The sequence below is a fragment of the Roseovarius sp. genome (assembly GCF_030373445.1).
Taxonomy (GTDB): Bacteria; Pseudomonadota; Alphaproteobacteria; order Rhodobacterales; family Rhodobacteraceae; genus Roseovarius.
The window spans coordinates 94,151-117,717 of sequence record NZ_JAUCYU010000001.1; the positions used below are offsets into that span (position 1 = coordinate 94,151).

Genomic DNA, 23,567 nt, shown 5'->3' on the forward strand with positions numbered 1-23,567 from the left:
CGGAGCGGCAGATCCATCCCGCCCCGGCCCCCGAGCCGGGGCCTCGTAACAATTCCTCCTCGCAGGGCGGGTGCCACCCCACCACTCCCGACGTCAGACCTTGGTAAATTCCATCCGGTAAACCACCGTCTCGCCCGTCGCCGGGTCCACTCCCGGCGCGCCGCTGATCACAAGCCGATCGCCCTCCAGCGTGAACGGCCGCGACAGGTCTCCGCCCCAGTTCGGGTTCCATGATCCGTCGACATGATGCACCACCCGGTCCTCCTCCAGGTGGTACGAGGCGACATAGGCCAGCATGTCGTCGAAAAGCGCCGCTTTCTCGGCCTGCGTCCAGCCGCCGGGCTTCGGCGCGGGCCGGTCCCGCCGCAGCACCGTCGCCATCATCCGCCCGTCGGCGTGATAGGCGATATACCCGATCGGCGCAGGGCCCAGCGCGTCCGTTACCTCCCCCGTCTCGACAGAGGAGCGGGTCCACGCCTCCATCCGCCACGACCCGATCAGCGCGCTTGCATCCGCCATCTCCGTCTCCCTCGAACCGAAACCACCTGCCGACTTTGCCACCAACCTTCCGGCCGCGCCAGATGGCAGGAAGCCAACACACCATACCCCGCCCGGCGCGCCGTTGCGCCCGGCCCCACATCTCGTACCGCCCCGCACCGCGCGCCACATTGACGCCCGTCCTCACGGACGCCCGCACCGACGCGATACCGACGGAATACCGACGTGATACCGACGTCACGATCCCTTCAAAACAACGGCGTTAACCATCGAATCACGCCGCAGCGCGGAATCGCCGGCAAGAAGCTCAGGATTTCTGGCCGATCTTCGGCTCGGCCCCGTCCTTGATCCGGGCAATGTTCTCCCGGTGCCGCACGAAGACGAGGATCGTCAGGATCACCCCCAGCACGAACATCCGCGGATGCCCCAGAGCGAAAACCCACAGCGTCGACAGCGCCGCCGCCATCAGCGCGCCCATGGAAGAAGTCCTTGTGACAGCGACGGTTACGGCCCATGTCAGGCAGGCCGCGATCCCCACCGGCAAGGCCAGCGCCAGCAATATGCCCAGGAATGTCGCCACCCCCTTGCCGCCCCGGAATCCCAGCCAGACCGGGAAGCAATGCCCCAGGAAAGCCGCCAGGCCGGCAAGCTGCGCCGCATCCTCCCCGGTGATCCACCGCGCCAGCAGCACCGCCACCGCCCCCTTCGCGCCATCAAGGAGCAACGTCGCCGCCGCCGCCCGCTTGTCACCGGTCCGCAGAACATTGGTCGCCCCGATGTTCCCCGACCCGATCTCCCGCAGATTTCCCAATCCCAACCAACGGGTTAGCAGTATCCCGAACGGGATCGACCCCAGCAAGTAGCCGATCACGGCCCAAAGCAGGAGAAGCATGATCGGTGTGTCCATCAAGGGCATGTGAAAGCGCCTCTTCCGTGTTCAGTGATATCACTCGTCAGGCAGTAGATACGCCGCGCCGTTCTCCGGGACAACCATGACCGGCGAAACCATGTCACGCCCCCGGACAACCTCGAAAACAAGGCGAGATTGCGGGTGGCTCTCGGTGATGAAAAGCCGCACCACTTCGGCCATCATGTCCTCGGCGTATTCCAGCCGCGGATCGGTGAAAAAGACCCTCTCCCGACACGGATGCGCGACCCAGCCGCGCTCCATGCCGTTTCCGGCCATCATGTCCTGGAACAGCGTGTCATGTGCCAGAAGGGTGGGCGTCATCCACTCGTGCGACCCTTCGTAATAGAAGGCTGCCAGCCCCGCCTCGTTGACATCCTCCATACAGATCTCGCGTGCGATGCCTCGCTCGTTTTCCATCGCCCGTTCAAGGGCTTGCGGCCCGGTAAGCCCAAGCGCCCCGAGGTGCCTTCGCGTCACCGGGTGCACGGTGCCCGGCGTCTCCAGCGCGGCCATCCAGACAAGGTCGCCGGCAAAGGGCGCGGCCCAGACCCCGGGATGATCGGCCGGAAGATCTTCCCCGTTCTCGAAAAGCGGCCGCGCGATTTCCGCGTCCCGGCCCATGTAGTCGATGTGGCGGATCAGGGGCCGCAGCATGCCGGCCTCCACGGTGATGTTATCCGGGTCCTCCGCCACTGCGGCGGTGAACTCGCGCAGCAGGTCGTCCGTCTCCAGGCCATCTCCGAGCATGGCCCTGTATGTCTTCCACATGTTCGTCATGTCGATGGTCGTGGGGGCCTCCTGCTGCTCGGAATGCCATACATGCAGCCCGGCCTCCCCCTCGCTCGCGACCCTGGCTACACTGGCAGAGTCCTGTATCCGCGAGCCTATCTCGTCCCGGAACGCCTTCAGGGACATTCCCCGTCTTCGGCCAAACCAATTTCTGAGCATGAATTTTCCAAATAGATTTTCAGTTCCATTATTCGGCGAAAACGCATTCGCCACCCACGTAAGTCGCCAGCACACGCCCCTGCATGCGCTGGCCGTCAAAGGGCGTGTTCTTGGATTTCGACCGCAGGGTTTCGCGATCCATGATGAAGGGTTTGTCGGGGTCGAACAGCACCAGGTCGGCCGGCGCCCCCTTGCCCAGGCGCCCGCTTTCCAGCCCCAGCCGCTTGGCGGGGTTGAGCGCCAAGGCCTTGAAAAGCTGGGGCAAACTCAGGTCGCCGGAATGGTAGAGCCGCATCGCCGCCGGCAGCAATGTCTCCAGCGCCACCGCCCCGCTCGCCGCCTCCTCGAAGGGCAGGCGCTTGCTTTCCTCGTCCTGCGGCGTGTGCATCGAAGAGATCGTGTCGATCAGCCCCTCGCGCACCGCCTCGACCACCGCCATCCGGTCCTCCTCGGACCTCAGCGGCGGCTTGACCTTGAAGAAGGTCCGGTAATCGGCCACGTCCAGCTCGTTCAGCGTCAGGTGATGGATCGAGGTGCCGGCGGTTACGTCGAACCCGTTGTTCTTGGCCCGCTCCAGCGCTGGCAACGCCCGCGCCGCCGTGATCTGGTCGGCATGGTACCGCGCCCTCGTCATCTCGATCAGCGCGATGTCCCGGTCCAGCCCCATCCGTTCCGCCATCGGCGAGACGGCGGGCAACCCCTTGAGAGAAGAGAACTTTCCGCTAGTCGCCGACGCCCCCGCCGACAGCACCGGCTCCTGTGGATGCGCGATCACCAGCGCCCCAAGGCTGCGGGCATAGGTCAGCGCCCGGGTGAAAACCTTGGTATCGGTCACCACGTGGTCGCAGTCGGTAAAGGCCACGGCGCCAGCATCCATCAGGAAGCTGATCTCGGTCATCTCCCGGCCCTCGCGCCCCTTGGTCAGGGCGGCCATGGCCAGCACGGTCACATCCGCCGCCTCCTGCGCTCGCCGCGCCACGAATTCCAGCGTTTCCGGGCTGTCGATCGCGGGCAGCGTATCGGGCCGCGTCACCATCGTGGTGACCCCGCCCGCCGCAGCCGCCAGCCCGGCCGAGCGATAGCTCTCCTTGTGCCGCTCGCCGGGCTCACAGACCTTCACGCCGATATCGACAATCCCCGGCGCCAGGCACTTGCCCCCGCAATCGACGACCTTCTCGGCCTTGGGCGCTTCGCCGTTGCCCCGGTCCAGCACCTTCCCACCGCCGGCCAACAGCCAGCCCGGCGCGTCCGTGCCAGCTTCCGGATCGATCAGCCGGGCGTTGTGAAAAAGGGTTTTCAAACCGCCTGCCCCTTCTGAATGTCTCGCATCATCCGATACACCTCCGCCCCGTTCTCGATGCGTTCAAAGCCCACGTCAACGCGGTAATGCCCGTTCTTCTTCCGCCGCATTTCATGGTTGAACATGATCGAGGCCGGTTGGCCCCCGTCATAGTCGATCACCGTCGATTTCGTGATCGGATAGCTTTTCAGGCTGCGGCCCCGGAACGGCAGGTCGGTCGCGATGAAGGCCCGCCGGTCGGTCAGCGTGTACCACGTATGCCGCCGCCGCCACGCGCTCCAGAAGGTCGACCCGAAGGCGACCCCGAGCCCCACGAAGAAATGCAGCAGCCCGAACATCCAGAAGAACCCGCCCGCCTGCGAGGCCAGCACCATCCACACCAGGGCGAAGCCCGCGAAGAACAGCCCGAACAGGAACCCCATGATATTCTTCGCTTTTAACGTCACGCGCCCATCAGGCCGCCCCTGCCAGAGCACGGTTTCGTCGTCGTCGAGAATGCCCTTCCAGCTGTCGGCCTCGCTCATCCGCCCCTCCCCGCCCCGGCACGGCGCAGCCGGGCCAGCGTGGCGTCGCGGTCGGCCTGGTACTTCAGCAGGTGCTTGTCGCCAGACGTGGTCACCACCTGCACCGCCGAGCCGAGGCTGCGCACACGCTCGATCTCGCCCAGCCGAACCCTGCGCCCGTTCGGTCCCAGAAGCCGCTCCTCGGTCAGCACCCAGCGAACCGCCATCTCCTCGGATAACAGGTACCACGACCGCAGGCCCACCGCCGCCAGCCCGCCCACGGCGCCCGTCCAGACATGCGGGTTGCCGATGGCCCACAGAACCGCCATGCCGCCCGCCATGCCAAGCGCGGCCATCCACGCCTGGTCGCGCCAGTATGTCGCCCGGTCGGGCGCGAATTCCGCCAGTATCGCCTCGCCCTCGGCCGGTTCCGGCCGGGAAAGGGCGGCATCGCTCACCGGGCCACCAGCACGAGGGTCAGGATGATCGCCAGCGCGACCACCCCCGCCACGGCCCAGAGCCAGTTGCGCTGGCGCGGCGCCTCGGTTTCGCTGGCGCCACCCGACACCGTGCCCTGCGCCGATCCCGAGGGCAGCGTCTCGAACGAGACGGGCGGGCGGTCTTCCGAGAAGCTTCCGATCAGGCGCAGCGGCGCGCGCGGGATCAGCGTCTGCGCCTTGCCACCAAGGGCTTTCGACGTCACCACCATCACCCAACCCTGCTGCCCGTCAAGTCGGGCGCGCATGTCCTGAAGCTGATCGCGGGGAATGCCCATCCCTTCTTCGAGATAGCCGGCCAGGCCCACACCTTCGAGGTCGCTCGCCTGGAACACCTCCACATGTTCGGGGTCAAGCGTGTCCGCCCCCAGCGCCTTCTGCGCCGGCCATTCGCCGTTGCGGCGGTTGAAATTCGCGGCCTCGTCGCCTTCGAGGTCGACCGCGAAGACCCACACAAGGCCCCGGTCGCTTGCCTTCACGTTGATCTTGTCGCTCATACCATCACCTCTCTGGTTCGGTTGGCGCGCAGGTTTCGCGCCAGAAGGTCCATTGCCGCCATACGCACGGCGACCCCCATCTCCACCTGGTCCTGGATGACGCTGCGATTGATGTCGTCGGCGATCTCGCCGTCGATTTCGACCCCCCGGTTCATCGGACCCGGGTGCATGACGATGGCGTCGTCCTTCGCGTAGGCCAGCTTCTCTGCATCCAGCCCGTAACGGAAGTAGTATTCCCGCTCCGACGGGATGAAGCCGCCGTCCATCCGCTCCTTCTGAAGCCGCAGCATCATCACCACGTCGACGTCGCGCAGCCCTTCCTTCATGTCCTCGAACACCTCGACCCCGAAGTCGGAAATGCCCGACGGCATCAGCGTCGGCGGCCCGATCAGCCGTACGCGGTTCTCCATCTTGTGCAGCAGAAGTATGTTCGACCGCGCCACCCGCGAATGGGCGATATCGCCGCAGATCGCGATGCTGAGACGATGCAGCCGGCCCTTGGCGCGGCGGATGGTCAGCGCATCCAGCAGCGCCTGCGTGGGGTGCTCGTGCCGCCCGTCACCGGCGTTCAGCACGGCACAGTTCACCTTCTGCGCAAGCAGGTCCACCGCCCCTGAATGCGGGTGCCGCACGACCAGCAGGTCGGGATGCATCGCGTTCAGCGTCAGCGCCGTGTCGATCAGCGTCTCGCCCTTTTTGATCGAGCTTGCCTGCATCCCCATGTTCATCACGTCCGCCCCCAGCCGCTTGCCCGCCAACTCGAAACTGGCCTGCGTGCGGGTGGAATTCTCGAAGAACATGTTGATCTGGGTCAGACCTGCCAGCGCATCGCCGTGCTTCATGTTGGACCGGTTGAGGTACACATAGCGCTCGGACAGGTCGAGAATGGTGCTGATTTCCGGGGCCGCGAGGGGCTCGATCCCCAGGAGATGGGTTTGTGAAAAGCTCATCCGCCGCTCTCTCTTGTCTGGGCCGGGTTATAGGAACGCCGCGTTGCGGAGTCTAGCGCATCACGAAGTCGTTGGCTTGCGGGGTCCATGACGCGAACATATAGTGAACACCATGGCTGCGATGACCCTCGATCAGAAACTGGCGATTCTTTCCGATGCCGCGAAATACGATGCCTCCTGCGCATCGAGCGGCGGCGCGAAGCGTCACAGCCGCGATGGCAAGGGGCTGGGCTCGGTCACCGGGTCGGGCATCTGCCACGCCTATGCGCCCGATGGCCGCTGCATCAGCCTGCTCAAGATCCTGATGACGAATTTCTGCATCTACGACTGCGCCTATTGCATCAACCGGGTCAGTTCCAACGTCAAACGCGCCCGTTTCAGCCCCGAGGAGGTGGTGCATCTCACCCTCGAATTCTATCGCCGCAACTATATCGAGGGGCTGTTCCTCAGCTCCGGCATCATCCGCTCGCCCGACGACACGATGGCCGACATGGTGCGCATCGCCCGGACCCTGCGGACCGAGCACCGCTTTCGCGGGTACATCCACCTCAAGACCATCCCCGACGCCGACCCGAAATTGATCGAGGAGGCCGGGCTCTACGCCGACCGGCTGTCGATCAACGTGGAACTGCCCACCGACACTGCCGTGAAATCCTACGCGCCCGAGAAGTCGCCCGACCAGATCCGCAAGGCGATGGCCGATGTGCGCATCCTCAAGGAAGAGCGGAAGGAGAAAAGCTTCACCGGCAAGCGCCCGCCGCGCTTTGCCCCGGCGGGGCAGTCGACGCAGATGATCGTGGGGGCAGACGGGGCGAACGATGCTACCATCCTGAAAACCTCCACCCGGCTTTACAGTAGTTACCGGCTGAAACGCGTCTATTACTCGGCCTTCTCGCCCATCCCCGATGCTTCGTCCACGCTGCCGCTGATCAAGCCGCCTTTGATGCGCGAACACCGGCTCTACCAGGCCGACTGGCTGTTGCGGTTCTATGGGTTCGAACTGGGCGAGATCACGGGGGCCACTCAGGGCGGCAACCTAGATCTGGAGGTCGATCCGAAGCTCGCCTGGGCGCTGGCCAATCGGCATGCCTTCCCCGTCGACGTGAACCGGGCCGACCGGGAAACTCTGCTCCGCGTGCCGGGGTTTGGCACGAAAACGGTGACCCGCATCCTCGCCACCCGCCGCCATCGCGGCCTGCGTTACGAGGACCTGCAGCGCATGGGCGCCAACCTCAAGAACGCCCGCCCCTTCATCACCCTCCCCGGATGGAGCCCGCGCAACACGCTCGACGCCGCCGACCTGCGCGCGCGCTTCGCGCCGCCGCCGGAACAGCTGGCGCTGTTCTGATGCACCGGGTCGACCTGCCCACCGTCGGCACCTTCGAGGCATGGCGCGATGCGGCGCGGGGGCTGCTTTCCGCGGGCGTTGCACCGGAGCAGGTGCTGTGGCAGCATGGCGAGGGGGCGGGCGACCTCTTCGACGGCCCCGGCGCCCCTCTGCCCAAGGCTGATGCCACTGCCCGGATCACTGTTCCCAAAGGGTTTCTGGCCCTCACCCGCCTCGCCCTCTGGCACCGCGATCCGGAACGCTTCGCGCGGGCCTATGCCCTGCTCTGCGCGTTGCAGGACAATCCCCGACTGATCCACGACCGGGGCGACCCGCGTGTCGCCAAGCTCAACGCCATGGCCAAGGAAGTCGGCCGCGACAAGCACAAGATGACCGCCTTCGTCCGCTTCCGCGAGATCGGCGAGCCTGACGCCCCACGCCGCCGCTTCGCCGCGTGGTTCGAGCCGTCGCATTTCATCACCGAACCCACCGCGCCCTTCTTTGCCAAGCGCTTCGGCGACATGGACTGGACGATCTTCACCCCTGACCTGTCCGCGCATTTCGAAAATGGCACGCTCCGCTTCGCCCCCGGCGCGCCCAAGCCACCGCTGGCCGAGGATGACACCGAAACCCTCTGGCGCACCTATTTCCGGTCGATCTTCAACCCGGCCCGGGTGAAGCTGAAGGCGATGCAGGCCGAGATGCCCAAGAAATACTGGAAGAACCTGCCCGAGGCCGACCTGATCCCCGAAATGGTCGCCACCGCCCGCGCCCGCGCCGCCGGCATGGCCGAGGCTGCACCGACACTCGCCCCGGCCCGCGCGGGGCGCATCCTTCACCGCCTGCACAACGAGCGAGAGGACGTGCCGCCCATCGACAGCGAGGCCGAGTTCCGCGCAGCACTTCAGGGCTGCCGCCGCTGCCCGCTTTGGGAAAATGCCACCCAGCCCGTGCCGGGCGAAGGGCCGCTCGATGCCAAGCTGATGTTCGTGGGCGAGCAGCCGGGCGATCAGGAAGACCTGACCGGTGGGCCTTTCGTCGGCCCCGCCGGGCGGCTGTTCGACGAGGTTCTGGGCGAGGCCGGCATCGACCGGTCAAAGGCCTACGTCACCAATGCCGTCAAGCACTTCAAGTTCAAGCCCCGCGGCAAGCGCCGCCTGCACGAACCGCCCAATTCGCACGAGATCCAGCATTGCCGCTGGTGGCTGGATATCGAGCGCAAGCGTGTGCAGCCCGGCCTGATCGTGGCGCTGGGGGCGACGGCACTGGAAAGCCTGACCGGCAACCGCAAGGGCTTACTCAAGCGCCGCGGCAGTGTCGAAGCCGCAGACGATGGCACGCCCGTCTTCATCACTGTCCACCCCAGCTTCCTCCTGCGCCTGCCCGACCGGGCGCAACAGGCCGACGAACGTGCCCGCTTCCGCGACGACCTGCGCGCCGCCGCCGCGATGGTGGCCTGACCCGCTTTTCCGGGTTCAGACCGGCCCGGCCTTGAGATACGCTGCGACCGTGGAATCGGAGCTTTCATATCACGCCGCCCGCGCGCTGCTGGAATGGCACATCGAACTCGGCGCGACCGAGGCGATCGGCGACCTGCCGGTCAACCGCTATGAAATTCCGGCCGCCGCGCTTGCCCCCAAGCCGGCGCCCGTCGAAGCCCAATCCACCGCCGCGCCGCCAATTCCCCAGCCCATGCCAGAGGTCGACCCGGTCGACGTGGCCCGCGCCGCCGCCGCCGATGCACCCGACCTCAGGGCGTTGGAGGCGGCGATGGCGGACTACCCCCATTGCGACCTGAAGATGGGCGCCCGGAACCTTGTCTTCTTCGATGGCAACCCCGCCGCCCGCGTGATGATCATCGGCGAGGCCCCGGGTCGTGACGAGGATATGCAGGGCAAGCCCTTCGTCGGCCGCGCCGGGCAGTTGCTCGACCGGATGCTGGCGGCGATCGGCATGGCCCGCCATGCCGATGACCCGGCCCGCGCGGTCTACATCACCAACGTCCTGCCTTGGCGCCCGCCCCAGAACCGCGACCCGACTCCCGAGGAGATCGCGATGCTGCTGCCCTTCGTGCAGCGGCACGTGGAGCTGGTCGACCCCGAACTGGTCGTGCTGATGGGCAACACGAGCTGTCAGGCCGGGCTGGGCCGCCGCGGCATCACCCGGCTGCGCGGCACCTGGACCCAGGCCTATGGCCGGCCGGCCCTGCCGATGTTCCACCCGGCGGGCCTTTTGCGTAACCCGCACAACAAGCGGCACGCCTGGGCCGACCTGCTGGAGTTGCAGGCGCGGCTCGAGGGGGAAGCATGAAGGTACTGGCCTTTTCCGACCTGCACCTCGCCCGTGCCCGTGCCGCCGAGCTTGTCGAGGCCAGCCACGACGCCGACCTCGTGATCGGCGCGGGCGATTTCTGCAACATGCGGCAGGGGCTGTCCGAGGCGATGGAGCTTCTGGAGGGCATCACCGCCCCCTTCGTCGTGGTGCCCGGCAATGCTGAAAGCTTCGAGGAATTGCAGGCGGCGGCCAACCCGGGGATGCGCGTGCTGCACGGCACCGGGGTCGACGTGAACGGGCTGCACGTGTTCGGGCTGGGCTACGGCGTGCCGGTCACGCCATTCGGCGACTGGAGCTGCGATCTGTCCGAAGACCAGGCGGCGGAGATGCTGGGCGCGTGCGAGACGGCCGATATCCTCGTCCTGCACTCGCCGCCCAAGGGCGTTGCGGACGTGACATCGGGCGGTCAGTCGGTCGGCTCGACAGCGATCTTCGAAGCCATCGAGCGCATCCAGCCCAGGTTCGCCTTCTGCGGCCATATCCACGATAGCTGGGGGCACACGGGCCAGATCGGCGATACGCAGGTTGTCAATCTCGGTCCGCGCCACAACTGGTTCGATCTGTGATGGTCGATCTGCTGACGCTTCTCGCCTTCGTGCCCGCCGCCGTGGCGCTGAACCTCACGCCGGGGGCCGACATGATGTTCTGCCTTGGCCAGGGCCTGCGCGCCGGGCCGGTTCCGGCCATTGCCGCCAGTGCCGGTATCGTGGTTGGCGGCATGGTACATGTCACGCTGGCGGGGCTCGGCCTCGGCGCGGCCGTGGCCACCCTGCCATGGCTCTTCGACGTGATCCGATGGGTTGGCGTCGCCTACTTGCTCTGGCTGGCATGGCAGGCATTGCGGCACCCGCCGCAGGCCGGCGACGCCCCCAGGGTCCGCCCCGCCCGCGCCTTCCGCGACGGGATGGTCGTGAACCTTACCAACCCGAAGGTCATCCTCTTCGTGCTGGCCTTCCTGCCGCAATTCATCGACCCGGCGAAGGGCAGCGTTCTGGGGCAGTTCCTGATCCTTGGCGCGGTGATTGCCGCGGGCGGGTTCGTCGTCAATGCCGCCGTGGGCATCTTCGCCGGCGGCCTGGGGCGCAAGATGACGCAGTCCCCCGCCTTCTCGCGTGGAATAGGCTATGTCTGCGCCACCATATTCACGGGCCTCGCCCTGCGCCTTGCCCTGATCGAAAGGACCTGACCCGCCATGAGCCGCATAGACGACAGCAGGGAGTTCATCCCCGTCCGCATCTCCGTTCTGACCGTGAGCGACACGCGCGATGCCTCCGACGACAAGTCCGGCAACACGCTGGCCGACCGGATCGAGGCGGCGGGCCATATCCTGGCCGACCGGATGATCGTGCGCGACGAGCGCGACCAGATCGTCGAACAGTTGCGTGAATGGGTCAATGACGACCGTGTCGACGTGGTCATCTCTACCGGCGGCACCGGCCTGACGGGGCGCGACGTGACGGTCGAAGCGCATCGCGAGATCTACGAGAAGGAGATCGACGCCTTCGGCACGGTCTTCACCATCGTCTCGATGAAGAAGATCGGCACCAGCGCCGTTCAGTCGCGCGCCACCGGCGGCGTGGCGAACGGCACCTATCTCTTCGCGCTGCCGGGTAGCCCGGGCGCGTGCAAGGATGCGTGGGACGAGATTCTCGAACCGCAGTTCGATTATCGCCACCGGCCCTGCAATTTCGTGGAAATCATGCCGCGGCTTGATGAAAATCTGCGACGGAAGTAACGGCCTCGGCCGTAGAACCCCCGTGCACTTGGCTTTCACGCCATTCCGACTACTATCACCGGACGCCCCGAGGGGCCCGTTTCAGGGGTTCTACGAAGCCGTATGAGATTCCTCCGCCAAAGCCTGACCGGCCTGCTTTTGCTGTCGCTGACGCTGGGTCTGCTGGTCTATGCCGGCCAGATCGTGTTTTCCGCCGTGCAGGAACGGATGGCGGACGAGCCGCGCGTGCCCGAGCGGCGCGAACGCGTCTTCGCCGTCAACGTGGTCGAGGCGCGCGAACAGACGATCACGCCGGAACTGACCGCCTATGGCGAAATCCAAAGCCGCCGGACGCTGGAGATCCGCGCCAGGACGACCGGCACGCTGGTCACGCTGGCGGACAATTTCGAAGAGGGCGGCGTGGTCGAGGCGGGCCAGCTTCTGGCACAGGTCGACCCGGCCGATGCGGAGTTTGCCCTGAACCGCGCCGAGAGCGAACTGACCGACGCGCAGGCCGAGAAGAAGGAGGCCGTGCGCGGGCTGGAGCTGGCGCAGGACGAGCTGGAGGCGGCAGAGGAACAGGCCACGTTGCAGGAAAAGGCCTATCAGCGGCAGGTCGACCTGGAAGATCGCGGCGTCGGCACCTCGGCGGCGGTGGAAACCGCCGAGCTTGCGGCTGCGCAGGCCCGGCAGGCCGTCATCGCGCGCAGGCAGGCGCTGGCCGTGGCCGAGGCCCGCATCGACCAGGCCGATACCAGCCTTGCCCGCGCGCGCATCGCCTTCGACGAGGCCGAGCGGCAGCTGGCCGACACCCGCATCGTCGCCGGGTTCTCGGGCACGCTGAGCGATGTTTCGGTTGTCGAGGGCGGGCTCGTCTCGGCCAACGAACAGCTTGGCACGCTGGTCGACGGCAACGCGCTCGAGGTCTCCTTCCGCGTCTCCACCCCGCAATACGGCCGGCTTCTGGACGAGACCGGCAGCCTGCTCAAGGCGCCGGTCTCGGCCTATCTCAGCGCCTACGGGCTCGATCTGGAAGCCAGGGGCGTGATCAGCCGCGAAAGCGCCGCGGTGGGCGAAGGCACCACCGGGCGGCTGCTGTTCGCGCGGCTTTACGAGGCCCCGGCGATGAAACCCGGCGATTTCGTCACCGTCCGGATCGAGGAGCCGTCGCTCGAACGGCTGGTCCGCCTGCCCGCCTCTTCGCTGGGGCCGAGCGGCACGGTGCTGGTGCTCGACGAGGAGAACCGCCTGAAGACGCTCCAGGTCGAGGTGCTGCGACGGCAGGGCGACGATATCCTCGTGCGCGGCGAGGGCCTGCCAGGCGCCCGCGTGGTGGTCGAGCGCACGCCGCTGCTGGGCGAAGGCATCCGGGTACGTCCGCTGACCTCCGGCGTTCAGGAGGAGCCGGAGGCAGACCCAAGCACGCTGGAGCTGTCCGCCGCCCGCCGCGAGCGGCTGATGGAGTTCGTCGAGGCCAGCGCCGACATGAGCGACGAGGTCAAGCGCCGCCTGCTGGGCCAGCTTGAACAGGAGCGCGTGCCGGCACGGGTCGTCGAACGGCTTGAACGCCGGATGGGGGGCTGAGCCCTTGGCCCGCGCCCCCTCTCCGCGTGTTGCCGGCGTGCTGTCCTATTTCACGCGCCACCGCACCGCCGCCAACCTCCTGCTCGTCGTGCTGGTGGTCCTGGGCCTTGCCGCCCTTCCGAAGATGCGGGCGCAGTTCTTCCCCGACGTGGTGATCGACAGCATCAGCGTTTCGGTCACCTGGGAAGGGGCCAGCGCCGAAGACGTCGACAACGCCATCGTGCAAGTGCTCGAGCCGGTGCTGCTGGCGGTCGAGGGCGTCGAAAGCAGCGAGGCCGACAGCCGAGAGAACGCGGCCTCCATCGCGCTGGAATTCGAACCCGGCTGGGACATGAGCCGCGCCGCCGACGAGGTGCAGGGCGCAGTCGACACCGTGACCACCCTGCCCGACGATGCCGAGGAGCCCGAGGTCCGCCGCGGGGCGTGGCGCGACCGGGTAACCGACGTGGTGATCACCGGTCCGGTGGGCCCCGAACAGCTTGGCCTCTTCGCCGACGAGCTTGTCAGGCGCCTGTTCGACGCGGGCGTCACCCGCACCACGATCCGGGGCATCGCCGCGCCGGAAACCATCGTCGAGGTGCCCTCGACCAATCTCATCGCCTATGACATCACCATGGCCGAGATCGCCGCCGCCGTCGGCGCCGAGGTCGATGCCAACCCGGCCGGTGACGTCGAGGGATCCAACACCCGCGTGCGCACCGGCACCGAGAAACGCAACGCCGACCAGATCACCGATATCGTCCTGCGCTCGAACCGCGACGGCACCAAGCTGACCGTCGGCGACGTGGCCACCGTGCGGGTCGAGGGGGTGGACCGGAACCGGCAGTATTTCGTGGATCAGAACCCGGCCATGTCGGTGCGCGTCGACCGCTCGGCCCAGGGCGACGCGATCGCCATACAGGAAACGGTCGAGGAGGTATCGGCGAAGCTGCAGAACACCCTGCCGGAAGGGGTGGAACTGTCACTCATCCGCACGCGCGCCGAGGCAATTTCCGGCCGCCTGAGCCTGTTGCTCGACAACGGGCTGACCGGGCTGGCGCTTGTGGTCCTGCTGCTGTTCCTGTTCCTCAACGCGCGCACGGCCTTCTGGGTGGCGGCGGGTATTCCCGTGGCCCTGCTGGCGGCGGTGGCGATGATGTACCTGGGCGGGCTGACCTTCAACATGATCTCGCTTTTCGCGCTGATCATCACGCTGGGTATCGTGGTCGACGACGCCATCGTGGTGGGCGAACATGCCGATGCCCGCGTGCGCAAGCTGGGCGAGACCCCCGTCGAGGCCGCCGAGCGCGCGGCGCATCGCATGGCGCTTCCGGTTTTCTCGGCCACGCTGACCACGCTGATCGCCTTTTTCGGGCTGGTCGCCATCGGCGGGCGGTTCGGCGATCTGATCATCGACATCCCCTTCACGGTGATCGTGGTGCTGCTGGCCTCGCTGGTGGAATGCTTCCTGATCCTGCCCAACCACATGTCGCACGCCCTGGCCCATTCGGCCAAGGCGCACTGGTACGACATGCCCAGCCGGGTAGTGAACCGCGGCTTCGTGTGGGTTCGGGAAAAGCTGTTCCGGCCGTTCATCGGGCTGGTGATCCGGGCGCGCTACGTGGTTTGCGCGGCGATCATCGTCGTCCTTGCCACGCAGGCGGCGCTGTTTATCAAGGGCGACGTGACGTGGCGCTTCTTCAACTCGCCCGAGCAAAGCAGCGTCACCGGAAATTTCATGATGGCGCCCGGCGCCACGCGCGAGGACTCGGTCGAGATGATGCGCGAGATGCAGCGCGCGACCGAGGCGCTGGGGACCGAGTACGAGGAACGCTACGGCCGCAACCCGCTGGCCTTCGTGCTGGCGGAGATCGGCGGCAACAGCGGGCGCGGCCTGTCGGGCTCTGACACCAAGGACGAGGACCAGCTTGGCGGCATTTCCATCGAGCTGATCGACGCCGACCTGCGCCCCTATTCCAGCTTCGCCTTCGTGGGTGAACTGCAGGAGCGGGTGGAGATGCACCCGATGGCCGAAACCGTCAGCTTCCGCGGCTGGCGCTCGGGGCCGGGTGGCGACGCGCTCGATGTCGAGTTCTTCGGCGCCACCGCCGACACGCTGAAGGCGGCGTCCGAAGCGCTGAAAGCCGCGCTGGCACAGTTCCCCGAGGTTTCGGCGGTGGAGGACAACCTCGCCTATGACAAGGAAGAGCTGATCCTCGACCTGACCCCGCAGGGGCAGGCGCTTGGCTTTACCATCGACGAGCTGGGCCGCGTGCTGCGCAACCGGCTCACGGGCATAGAGGCCGCCACCTATCCCGACGGGCCGCGCAGTGCGGAGGTGCGCGTCGAGCTGCCCGAGGGCGAGCTGACGGCCGATTTCCTCGAACGGATGCAGATGCGCACCCCGTCGGGCACCTACGTGCCGCTGGCCGATATCGTCAGCGTCGACCGGCGCACCGGCTTTTCCACCGTCCGGCGCGAGAACGGGCTGCGGCTGATCAACGTGACCGGCGACATCTCGGAAGACGACGCCGCCCGCGCCTCGGAGATCATGGACGCGCTGGAGGAAGAGATCCTGCCCGAGATTGCCGCCACGCACCAGGTTGAATGGAGCCTTTCGGGATTGTCCGAGCAGGAGGACGAGTTCCTGAACGATGCCCGGCTGGGCCTGATCCTGACGCTGACCGGCATCTACCTCGTGCTGGCCTGGGTGTTTGCCAGCTGGACGCGGCCGATGGTGGTGATGGCGGTCATCCCCTTCGGCCTGATCGGCGCGGTCTACGGGCACTGGGCGTGGGACGTGCCCCTGTCGATGTTCACCGTGGTGGGCCTTCTGGGCATGACCGGGATCATCATCAACGACTCGATCGTGCTGGTGACCACCATCGACGAATACGCCAGCGAACGGGGCGTGATTCCATCGATCATCGACGGCGCGGCCGACCGGCTCAGGCCGGTGATGCTGACCACGCTGACGACGGTTCTGGGGCTGGCGCCGCTGCTGTTCGAGCGCTCGCAACAGGCGCAGTTCCTCAAGCCCACGGTGATCACGCTGGTCTACGGGCTGGGGTTCGGCATGGTGCTGGTCCTGCTGCTGGTGCCCTCGCTGATCGCCATCCAGCACGACATCACACGCCGTACCGGCGCGCTGCGGCGGGCCCTGGCGGCACCCGTGGCGTCGGTCCGGCTGGCCGTGGCGGGCGCATTGGCCGTGGTGGTGGCGTGGCTGGTGGCGACAATGGGCCTGACATGGGCGACGGGGCACCTGCCGCAGCCGTTTACCGAGGCGCTGCCGATGCTGGCCGGCGCCTCGCCAATGATGGCGGCGCTCGGCCTCTACCTTGCGGGTGCGCTGCTCATCGTGCTGATGGTGCTGGCGGGGGTCGGGCTCGCCTATCTCCTGCGGCGGCGTCAGCCGGCCGGGCAGCCCTGAATATCCACCGCGCGCGACTGGCCAACCACGGTGATCCGGATGCCCGAGCGGTTCAGGGCAAAAGACCGCCCCTCGACATGGTAAAGCTTCGTCTCGGCCACCAGCCGGCCACCCTGCCGCACGGTGCGGGCGGGCGCCACCCAGATGCGCGGGTCATCCACCTCGACGATCGCCGTCTCGCCGCCGCCGGTGCGGGGCATGTCGATCTCGGCCCGCAGGCCGATGCCGTCCTCGATTGGCGATATGCGGCACGCAACGCGGGCCACCTTCGCCTCCTTCGCGGTATAGGGCCGGCTGGCCAGCGCCGCGGCGATGCGCGGGTCGGGCTGGCGGCTGTTGCCGGGCAGCAGGCCCGAGACCTGCAGCTCGACCGGCACGCAGACATCCTTGCAGACGCCCATCTCGACCCGGCCGTTCAGTGCCACGTCACGCCCCGCCTGCCCCGGCGCCACGCGGATCGGCAGGATCACCGAGTCCTTGTACCCGATGGTCCGCAACCCGTCCTCGACGGTCACGCTGGGAGTGGGCCAGACGATCTCGACACCCGAAAGGTTGCCCGAGCGGCGCCAGTCGAACTGCGGCGGAATGCCCGAGTCGCCCGGCGCGCGCCAGTAGGTCTTCCATCCCGGCCGCATCCGGACCTCGAGCCCGGCCATGTGGACGCCACTCGCGGTGCGCCAGCCCGGCAGCACGCGCATCTCGACAAGGTCCGACCCCTGCTGCGCCTGCGCGGGGCCCAATGAAAGCGCCGCGCAAAAGGCGGCGGCGAAAAGGCGAAGAGATTTACGCATCATGAACCCGAAATGGGCGATAAGCGTTGAAATGCCAAGTCACTTTACGGCGAGACGCCCGCGGCAAACCCGCCGCGGCGGGGATCGCGTGCTTGCACTGCGGCAGGCCAACCCCCATCATTGGGATGTAGAAACACTTGCGGAGATACGGTTTGAGCGAGATCGACCTGAACGGAAAGCTGCTGATTGCCATGCCGGAAATGGGCGATCCGCGCTTTGCCTATTCGGTCATATTCCTGTGCGCCTATTCCGAGGAAGGCGCGATGGGGCTTGTGATCAACAAGCCGACGGACGATCTGCGCCTGACCAATCTGCTCGAGCAGCTTGAAATCACGCAGAGCGACGACGCGCGCGATATCGCTGTGCATTTCGGCGGGCCGGTCGAGCACGGGCGCGGCTTCGTGCTGCACGATTACGGCTATCACTCGTCGATCTCGACGCTGGACGTCTCGGAAGATTTCGCCATGACGGCGACGCTCGACATTCTCGAGGACCTCGCACAGGGCCGCGGGCCGGGCCACGCGATCATCACGCTGGGCTATGCCGGCTGGGGGCCCGGGCAGCTCGAGGGCGAGATTGCCCAGAACGCATGGCTGACCTGCGAGGCGGATACCAAGCTGGTGTTCGAAACCCCCGATGCGATGAAATGGGAGGCGGCGCTGAAGAAACTCGGCATCAGCGCCCTGACCCTGTCGGCGGAAGCGGGGCGCGCCTGACGCCCCGCACCATGGCTCAATTGGCGTAGTTCGAGCCTTCCTCGTCAAGGATCGCCATCAGTTCGGCGAGGTGACGGTTGGCCTGGCTGGGATAATCCTCGATTTCGCGCGCCGTCTTCTCGGCGATCTCGTCGGACAGGACCCGCAGCGGCTGGCCCGTCTGGAGTGCGCGGATATAGGTCTCGGCGGCGCGTTCGAAATAATACATCCGGTTGAACGTCTCGGCCACGGTGGCACCCATCACCAGAATGCCATGGTTGCCCATGATCATGACGGTCTTCTTCGGGTCCTGGAGTTGCGCGGCGCAGCGGTCGCCTTCCTCCTCGAAGGCCAGCCCGCCATAGCCATCGTCGACCACGTAGCGGTTGAAGAAGGTGGCGCAGTTCTGGTCGATCGGCGGCAGGGTGCTGTCGGCAAGGCTGGCCAGAACGGTGGCGTGGATGGAATGCACGTGCATGACACAGCGGTGATGCGGGCATTGCCGGTGAATCGCACCGTGCAGGCCCCATGCCGTGGGATCGGGCGCGCCGGGCAGGTTCAGCGTTTCGGGGTCGTTGGCATCTATCAGCAGAAGGTCGGAGGCCTTGATGCGGCTGAAATGAACCTGGTTGGGGTTCATCAGGAACTGCGTGCCATCCTCGTTCACGGCGAGGGAAAAGTGGTTGGCCACGGCCTCGTGCATGTTGAGCCGTTCGGTCCAGCGGAAGGCGGCGGTCAGTTCGACACGCTCCTGCCAGTACGAGATGTTGGGGGTGTGAGCGGTCTGTGCGGCGCTTGTCATACGGGTCTCCTGTTCCGGTCGCCGACAGGGTGCCAGCCCGGGGCGGGCTTTACAAACGATGGATTCGGCGGCATGCCATTAAGAAAATTAATGGATACGTCGTGCGTAATTCATGAGCAGTCGAACGCTTCCCCCGCTCACCTGGCTGCGCGCCTTCGACGCCGCGGCGCGGCACCTGTCGTTCACCCTTGCGGCACAGGAACTGAACCTGACCCAGTCGGCAGTCAGCCAGCATGTGCGCAATCTCGAGGATCACCTCGGGCGTGACCTGTTCGTCCGGCGGACCCGCGCCCTGCAACTGACCGAGTCGGGTGCGAACTACCTGCCCACGGTCCGCGAAGCCTTCGACGTGCTGGCGCGCGGAACGCGGTCCTTCATCGGCGGCGACTCGGAGAACACGCTGATCCTGCAGTGCAACATGGCGTTTTCGGTGTTCTGGCTGGCCCCGCGCCTGCACCGGCTATACGCCGCGCATCCGTGGCTGGTGCTGAACGTCGTCACCGCCCTGTGGGACCCGGACGCGCACGGGCGCGATGCGGCGATGAAGATCCGCTTCGGCCGGCCGGGCGACATGTCCGGCGACGCGACGCGCCTGACATCGGATGTCTGCCGCCCGGTCTGCCACCCGGAGTACATGGGCGGCGTGCCCGACCTTGCCCGCGCGCGGCTGTTCGATTGCGCGGGCATCATGGGAAACTGGGAAACGTGGTCGCGGCATAACGGACGACCGTTCGAAAACACGCGCGCGGTGAACCTCGCCACGACCTACGTGGTGGCGATCGAGGCGGCGCTTCACGGTGCGGGCATGGCCATGGGGCATGACACGCTGACCCATGACCTTGTCGCGGCGGGCCGGCTGATCGAACCGTTCGGCGACACCGGCCCGCTGCCCGAAGGCTATTTCCTGTTGCCTCCCGCGCATCACGAGCAGACACCGGCCACCCGGGCCTTTACCGACTGGCTGACCGAAGAAGTCGCGGCCTGCCCCTATGCCTTCACCGGCTGACCGGCCTCAGCCGATCAGCGCGTTCACGTGTGCCACCACACTTCGCGCCAGCGGCAAGGGCTCGTACCCGCCTTCCAGCATTGACAGGATACGGCCCTGTGCATGCCGGCCCGCGACGCCGACCAGTTCGGTGGTCAGCCAGCGGTAATCGTTCTCGGTCAGCGCCAGCCCCGACATGTCGTCGAGCAGGTGCGCGTCGAACCCGGCGGAGATGAACAGGAACTCGGGCGCGAACCGTTCAAGCGCCGGCAGCCAGTGTTCGCGGATCGCCTCGCGGAAGGCGTCACCACCGGTGCCCGCGGGCAGGGGCACGTCGACAAGGTTGGTCGCTTCGCTCTCGTGCCCGGTGAAGGGGTAGAACGGGTGCTGGAAGGCCGAGCAGAACAGGACGCGCGGGTCGGAATGGAAGATCTCCTCGGTGCCGTTGCCGTGGTGGACGTCGAAATCGAGGATGGCGACGCGCTTGAGGTCATAGGTCGCCAGCGCATGCGCCGCCGCGACGGCAATGTTGTTGAACAGGCAGAAGCCCATCGCGGTGTCGCGGGTCGCGTGGTGCCCCGGCGGGCGGATGGCGCAGAAGACCGGGTTGGCCTCGCCCCGCATGATCAGGTCGACGCCCAGTACACCCGCCCCGGCGGCGCGCAACGCCGCGGGCAGGGTGCCGGGTGACATCACCGTATCGCCGTCGATCTCGACCGTTTCCCCCGGCCCCGGCGCCGTATCGATGATGCGCGTGACGTAGGCCGGGTCATGGGCACGCCCGAGCTGATCACGCGTGACCTCGGGCGCCTCGTAATGCCGCAGCACGTAATCGAGCCCCGACATGATGAGCTGGTTGTTGATGGCATCCAGCCGCTCCGGTGTATCCGGGTGCATCGGTCCCGCGTCATGATCGCGGCAGGCCGGGTGGGAGATGAAGCCGAGCATCGCGCTTTCCTCAAAGCCAGCGTTCGACGATGACCACATCGCGGTCATCCGGGTCCGGCGAGACGGTAAAGCCGAGCTCTTCCATCAGGTGCAGCATCGAGACGTTTTCGCGTAGCACCGCCCCCTCGATCTTGTCGAGGTCATGGTCACGCGCCGCATCGAACAGCCCCTTCATCAGCCTTGTGCCAAGCCCCTGGCCCTGAAGCCTGTCCGAGACCGCGATGGCAAATTCGCAGCTCGTGTTGTCGGGGTTGATGACATAGCGGGCGACGCCGTGCTGTTCGCCGCTGCCATCCTCGCCCACCACCGCCACCAGCGCCATTTCGCGCCGGTAATCGATCTGGGTGAACCGCGCGAGCATCTCCTCCGATAGCTCGTTCACCGTGCCCATGAACCGGAAGCGCTTGGCCTCGGGCGACAGGTCGCGCACGAAGGCGGCTTCCGATTCCGCGTCCTCGGGCCGGATCGGGCGTATTGTCAGCGGCCGGCCATCGGGCAGGAAGTCGGTCTGCACGAGATGCCGGGGATAGGGGTGAATGGCGACGTGGTCGTAGGGCCCATCCTTGGCCGGCGGGCGGGCCAGCCGGATGCGGGCATCGACCGCCAGCACGCCGTCGGGGCCGGCGACCAGCGGGTTGATGTCCAGCTCGACGATCTGGGGCAGTTCGCAGACCATGTCGGACACCCGCAGCAACACGTCGATCACGGCAGACCGGTCGACCGGCGGCCGGTCGCGGAAGGCGTCGAGCAGACGGGCCACGCGGGTGCGGTTGATCAGCCGGTTGGCCAGAACCTCGTTCAGCGGCGGCAGCGAGACGGCGCTGTCGCGCAGGATCTCGACCATCGTGCCGCCCGCCCCGAACAGGATGGCCGGACCGAAGACCGGGTCGCGGCTGACGCCGACGACCAATTCGCGGGCGTCCTCGACATGGGCCATCGCCTCGATGGTGACGCCCTTGATCTTTGCATCGGGCCGCAATCTCTGGGCCGTCAGGGTGATGTCGCGGACCGCCTGCTTCACCTCGACAGCCGAGCCCACGCCAAGCCGCACGCCGCCCACGTCGGACTTGTGGGTGATCTGCGGCGAGTTGATCTTGACCGCGACCGGGTAGCCCACCGTTTCAGCGGCAATCAGGGCGTCGGCCGGGGTGGCCGCCTCGATGGTGATGTTGATGGGGATGTGGAACGCCCGCAGCAAGGCTTTCGATTCGATATCCGACAGCATGGTCCGGCCATCGGTCAGCGCGCCGTTGACGATCATCCGTGCGCCTTCGAGATCGGGCGGCTTGTCGTCGTGCAGCGGCCCCGGTACCTCGTTCGCGAGGCGCCGGTGATGGTGATGCTGCGCGAGGTAGGAGAACGCCTCGACCGCCTTTTCCGGCGTTGTGAAATCCGGGATACCGGAGGAGGACAGCAGCACGCGCCCCTCGGCGACCGAGGTCTCGCCCATCCAGCAGGCCAGCACCGGCTTGCGGCTGCCGGCCGGTATCGCGTCGAGCACCGCCTGCGCCGCCGCCGTCGCCTCGGTCATGGCCTGCGGCGTCAGCATGGCCAGCACGCCGTCGAAATTCGGGTCCGCCAGGGCGGCGCGGATGGCGGCGGTGAACTGCCCGGGCGTGGCGTCGCCCAGGATGTCGACCGGGTTGGCGCGTGACCAGTAGGGCGGCAACACGCCATCGAGCTGTTTCAGGGTCTCCTCCGACGGCGCGGGCAGTTCGACGCCCAGGTCCCCCGCCCGGTCGGCCGCCAGAACGCCGGCGCCGCCCCCGTTGGTTATGATCCCCAGCCGGTTGCCATGGGCCCGTTTGCCCGGCGACAGGATTTCCGCCGCCGCGAAAAGCTCTCCGAAGGTGCGGGTGCGCACCGCGCCCGCCCGGGCCAGCGCCGCGTCGAACACGGCGTCATCGCCGATCAGCGCACCGGTATGGGTATGCGCCGCGTTCGAGCTTTGCGTATGCCGCCCCGCCTTCAGCACGATCACCGGCTTTGTCCGGGCCGCGTTGCGCAGGGCCGAGATGAAGGATGGCGCGTCGTGAATGCCTTCGACGTAAAGCAGGATCGCCGAGGTGTGCGGGTCGGTCGCCAGGAAATGCAGCACGTCGCCGAAATCCACGTCGAGCGAATTGCCCAGAGATACCAGCGCCGAGAAGCCAAGGTGATGCGGCGCGGCCCAGTCGGAAATGGCCGAGATCAGTGCACCGGATTGCGAGACCAGCGCCAGCCTTCCCGGCGGCGTCTCGGATCGCAGGAAGGTGGCGTCGAGCTTCAGCCACGGCCGCACCAGCCCCACGCAGTTCGGCCCGAGATAGCGCACCCCGGCCTTGCGCGCCGCAGCCTCCAGCTTCCGGGCGTTGTTCTGTCCGGGCGTGCCGCCCTCGCCGAACCCCGCCGACAGGACGACCGCGTTGGTGGTGCCGGCAATGCCGCATTGCCGGATGATCTCGGGCACCACCGCCGCCGGCGTGGCGATCACCGCAAGGTCGACCGGCTTGTCGAGCCGCGACAGGTCGGGCACGCAATCCATGCCGTGTACGCTCTCGTATTTCGGGTTCACCGGGTAAAGCTCGCCCTCGTAGCCCGCCCGCAGGATGTTGGAGAAGACGCGCCCGCCGACGGACGTGGTGCTTTCCGAGGCCCCGAACACGGCGACGGAGGCCGGGTTGAACATCGGGCTGAGAGGGCTGCGATCCATCGGGCGGTCTCCGGTCAGGGGCGGGTTCGGCCCATTGAACCGCACGGGTTTGACAACCGTGCGACGGGCCGGACACGGGGGCCAGCCATCGCCCCAAAGACGGCGCGACGCCTTGACCTGTATCAAGCGGGGTCAGTGTCACACGAAAAACCCGGCGGACCAAGGCTGCCGCCCGTATGA

The 23,567-nt window shown here is 67.0% G+C and carries 22 protein-coding genes; 10 read left to right on the forward strand and 12 right to left on the reverse strand.

What is annotated here, in order from left to right; translation table 11 throughout:
- Positions 1-93: 93 nt before the first annotated feature.
- From QUV18_RS00470 to QUV18_RS00505, 8 genes are all read right to left on the reverse strand, one after another.
- On the reverse strand, positions 94-519 hold the full coding sequence (locus tag QUV18_RS00470) for a lipocalin-like domain-containing protein (RefSeq protein ID WP_300891277.1): 426 nt from the start codon (positions 517-519) through the stop codon (positions 94-96).
- A gap of 286 nt (positions 520-805) precedes the next feature.
- Positions 806-1,414, reverse strand: coding sequence for a glycerol-3-phosphate 1-O-acyltransferase PlsY (gene plsY, locus QUV18_RS00475; RefSeq protein WP_300891278.1), 609 nt, complete (start codon positions 1,412-1,414; stop codon positions 806-808).
- Positions 1,415-1,444: 30 nt separating this feature from the next.
- Positions 1,445-2,323 carry a hypothetical protein gene (locus tag QUV18_RS00480; RefSeq protein ID WP_300891279.1) on the reverse strand — a complete coding sequence of 293 codons (879 nt, stop codon included), beginning with the start codon at positions 2,321-2,323 and terminating at the stop codon, positions 1,445-1,447.
- Positions 2,324-2,384: 61 nt separating this feature from the next.
- Complete coding sequence (pyrC, locus tag QUV18_RS00485) at positions 2,385-3,656, reverse strand: dihydroorotase (protein WP_300891280.1); 1,272 nt, start codon at positions 3,654-3,656, stop codon at positions 2,385-2,387.
- Positions 3,653-4,180 carry an aspartate carbamoyltransferase catalytic subunit gene (locus tag QUV18_RS00490; RefSeq protein WP_300891281.1) on the reverse strand — a complete coding sequence of 176 codons (528 nt, stop codon included), beginning with the start codon at positions 4,178-4,180 and terminating at the stop codon, positions 3,653-3,655. The genes pyrC and QUV18_RS00490 overlap by 4 nt, the downstream gene beginning before the upstream one ends.
- Positions 4,177-4,515, reverse strand: coding sequence for a hypothetical protein (locus QUV18_RS00495; RefSeq protein ID WP_300892027.1), 339 nt, complete (start codon positions 4,513-4,515; stop codon positions 4,177-4,179). The genes QUV18_RS00490 and QUV18_RS00495 overlap by 4 nt, the downstream gene beginning before the upstream one ends.
- A gap of 98 nt (positions 4,516-4,613) precedes the next feature.
- Positions 4,614-5,153, reverse strand: coding sequence for a hypothetical protein (locus tag QUV18_RS00500; protein ID WP_300891282.1), 540 nt, complete (start codon positions 5,151-5,153; stop codon positions 4,614-4,616).
- Positions 5,150-6,103: an aspartate carbamoyltransferase catalytic subunit gene (locus QUV18_RS00505; RefSeq protein ID WP_300891283.1), complete on the reverse strand. Its 954-nt coding sequence runs from the start codon at positions 6,101-6,103 to the stop codon at positions 5,150-5,152. The genes QUV18_RS00500 and QUV18_RS00505 overlap by 4 nt, the downstream gene beginning before the upstream one ends.
- A gap of 112 nt (positions 6,104-6,215) precedes the next feature.
- On the opposite strand from QUV18_RS00505, the gene QUV18_RS00510 reads away from it, so the two are divergent.
- The 8 genes from QUV18_RS00510 (at position 6,216) to QUV18_RS00545 (ending at position 16,474) form a co-directional block, all read left to right on the forward strand.
- Positions 6,216-7,451: a putative DNA modification/repair radical SAM protein gene (locus QUV18_RS00510; RefSeq protein WP_300891284.1), complete on the forward strand. Its 1,236-nt coding sequence runs from the start codon at positions 6,216-6,218 to the stop codon at positions 7,449-7,451.
- Positions 7,451-8,890: a UdgX family uracil-DNA binding protein gene (locus QUV18_RS00515; RefSeq protein ID WP_300891285.1), complete on the forward strand. Its 1,440-nt coding sequence runs from the start codon at positions 7,451-7,453 to the stop codon at positions 8,888-8,890. Before QUV18_RS00510 ends, QUV18_RS00515 begins: the two co-directional genes overlap by 1 nt.
- Positions 8,891-8,939: 49 nt before the next feature.
- Positions 8,940-9,740 (forward strand): uracil-DNA glycosylase, encoded by an 801-nt coding sequence (locus QUV18_RS00520; protein ID WP_300891286.1) that lies wholly within the window; start codon positions 8,940-8,942, stop codon positions 9,738-9,740.
- Positions 9,737-10,330: a metallophosphoesterase family protein gene (locus QUV18_RS00525; RefSeq protein WP_300891287.1), complete on the forward strand. Its 594-nt coding sequence runs from the start codon at positions 9,737-9,739 to the stop codon at positions 10,328-10,330. Before QUV18_RS00520 ends, QUV18_RS00525 begins: the two co-directional genes overlap by 4 nt.
- Positions 10,330-10,950 carry a LysE family translocator gene (locus QUV18_RS00530; RefSeq protein WP_300891288.1) on the forward strand — a complete coding sequence of 207 codons (621 nt, stop codon included), beginning with the start codon at positions 10,330-10,332 and terminating at the stop codon, positions 10,948-10,950. Before QUV18_RS00525 ends, QUV18_RS00530 begins: the two co-directional genes overlap by 1 nt.
- 6 nt (positions 10,951-10,956) lie before the next feature.
- Positions 10,957-11,499, forward strand: a complete 543-nt coding sequence (gene moaB, locus QUV18_RS00535; RefSeq protein WP_300891289.1) for a molybdenum cofactor biosynthesis protein B — start codon at positions 10,957-10,959, stop codon at positions 11,497-11,499.
- Positions 11,500-11,601: 102 nt separating this feature from the next.
- On the forward strand, positions 11,602-13,062 hold the full coding sequence (locus tag QUV18_RS00540) for an HlyD family efflux transporter periplasmic adaptor subunit (protein WP_300891290.1): 1,461 nt from the start codon (positions 11,602-11,604) through the stop codon (positions 13,060-13,062).
- A gap of 4 nt (positions 13,063-13,066) precedes the next feature.
- Positions 13,067-16,474: an efflux RND transporter permease subunit gene (locus tag QUV18_RS00545; protein WP_300891291.1), complete on the forward strand. Its 3,408-nt coding sequence runs from the start codon at positions 13,067-13,069 to the stop codon at positions 16,472-16,474.
- Here QUV18_RS00545 and QUV18_RS00550 read toward each other — a convergent pair.
- Complete coding sequence (locus QUV18_RS00550; RefSeq protein ID WP_300891292.1) at positions 16,453-17,265, reverse strand: protein-disulfide reductase DsbD domain-containing protein; 813 nt, start codon at positions 17,263-17,265, stop codon at positions 16,453-16,455. The genes QUV18_RS00545 and QUV18_RS00550 overlap by 22 nt on opposite strands.
- Before the next feature lie 161 nt (positions 17,266-17,426).
- On the opposite strand from QUV18_RS00550, the gene QUV18_RS00555 reads away from it, so the two are divergent.
- Complete coding sequence (locus QUV18_RS00555; protein ID WP_300892028.1) at positions 17,427-17,981, forward strand: YqgE/AlgH family protein; 555 nt, start codon at positions 17,427-17,429, stop codon at positions 17,979-17,981.
- Between the two features lie 16 nt (positions 17,982-17,997).
- Here QUV18_RS00555 and QUV18_RS00560 read toward each other — a convergent pair whose 3' ends face one another.
- Positions 17,998-18,762, reverse strand: a complete 765-nt coding sequence (locus tag QUV18_RS00560) for a class II aldolase and adducin N-terminal domain-containing protein (protein ID WP_300891293.1) — start codon at positions 18,760-18,762, stop codon at positions 17,998-18,000.
- A 112-nt stretch (positions 18,763-18,874) separates the two neighbouring features.
- On the opposite strand from QUV18_RS00560, the gene QUV18_RS00565 reads away from it, so the two are divergent.
- Positions 18,875-19,768 carry a LysR family transcriptional regulator gene (locus QUV18_RS00565; RefSeq protein WP_300891294.1) on the forward strand — a complete coding sequence of 298 codons (894 nt, stop codon included), beginning with the start codon at positions 18,875-18,877 and terminating at the stop codon, positions 19,766-19,768.
- Positions 19,769-19,774: 6 nt separating this feature from the next.
- Here QUV18_RS00565 and QUV18_RS00570 read toward each other — a convergent pair whose 3' ends face one another.
- Positions 19,775-20,695, reverse strand: a complete 921-nt coding sequence (locus QUV18_RS00570) for a histone deacetylase family protein (protein WP_300891295.1) — start codon at positions 20,693-20,695, stop codon at positions 19,775-19,777.
- A gap of 10 nt (positions 20,696-20,705) precedes the next feature.
- Complete coding sequence (locus QUV18_RS00575; protein ID WP_300891296.1) at positions 20,706-23,387, reverse strand: bifunctional acetate--CoA ligase family protein/GNAT family N-acetyltransferase; 2,682 nt, start codon at positions 23,385-23,387, stop codon at positions 20,706-20,708.
- Positions 23,388-23,567 lie beyond the last annotated feature (180 nt).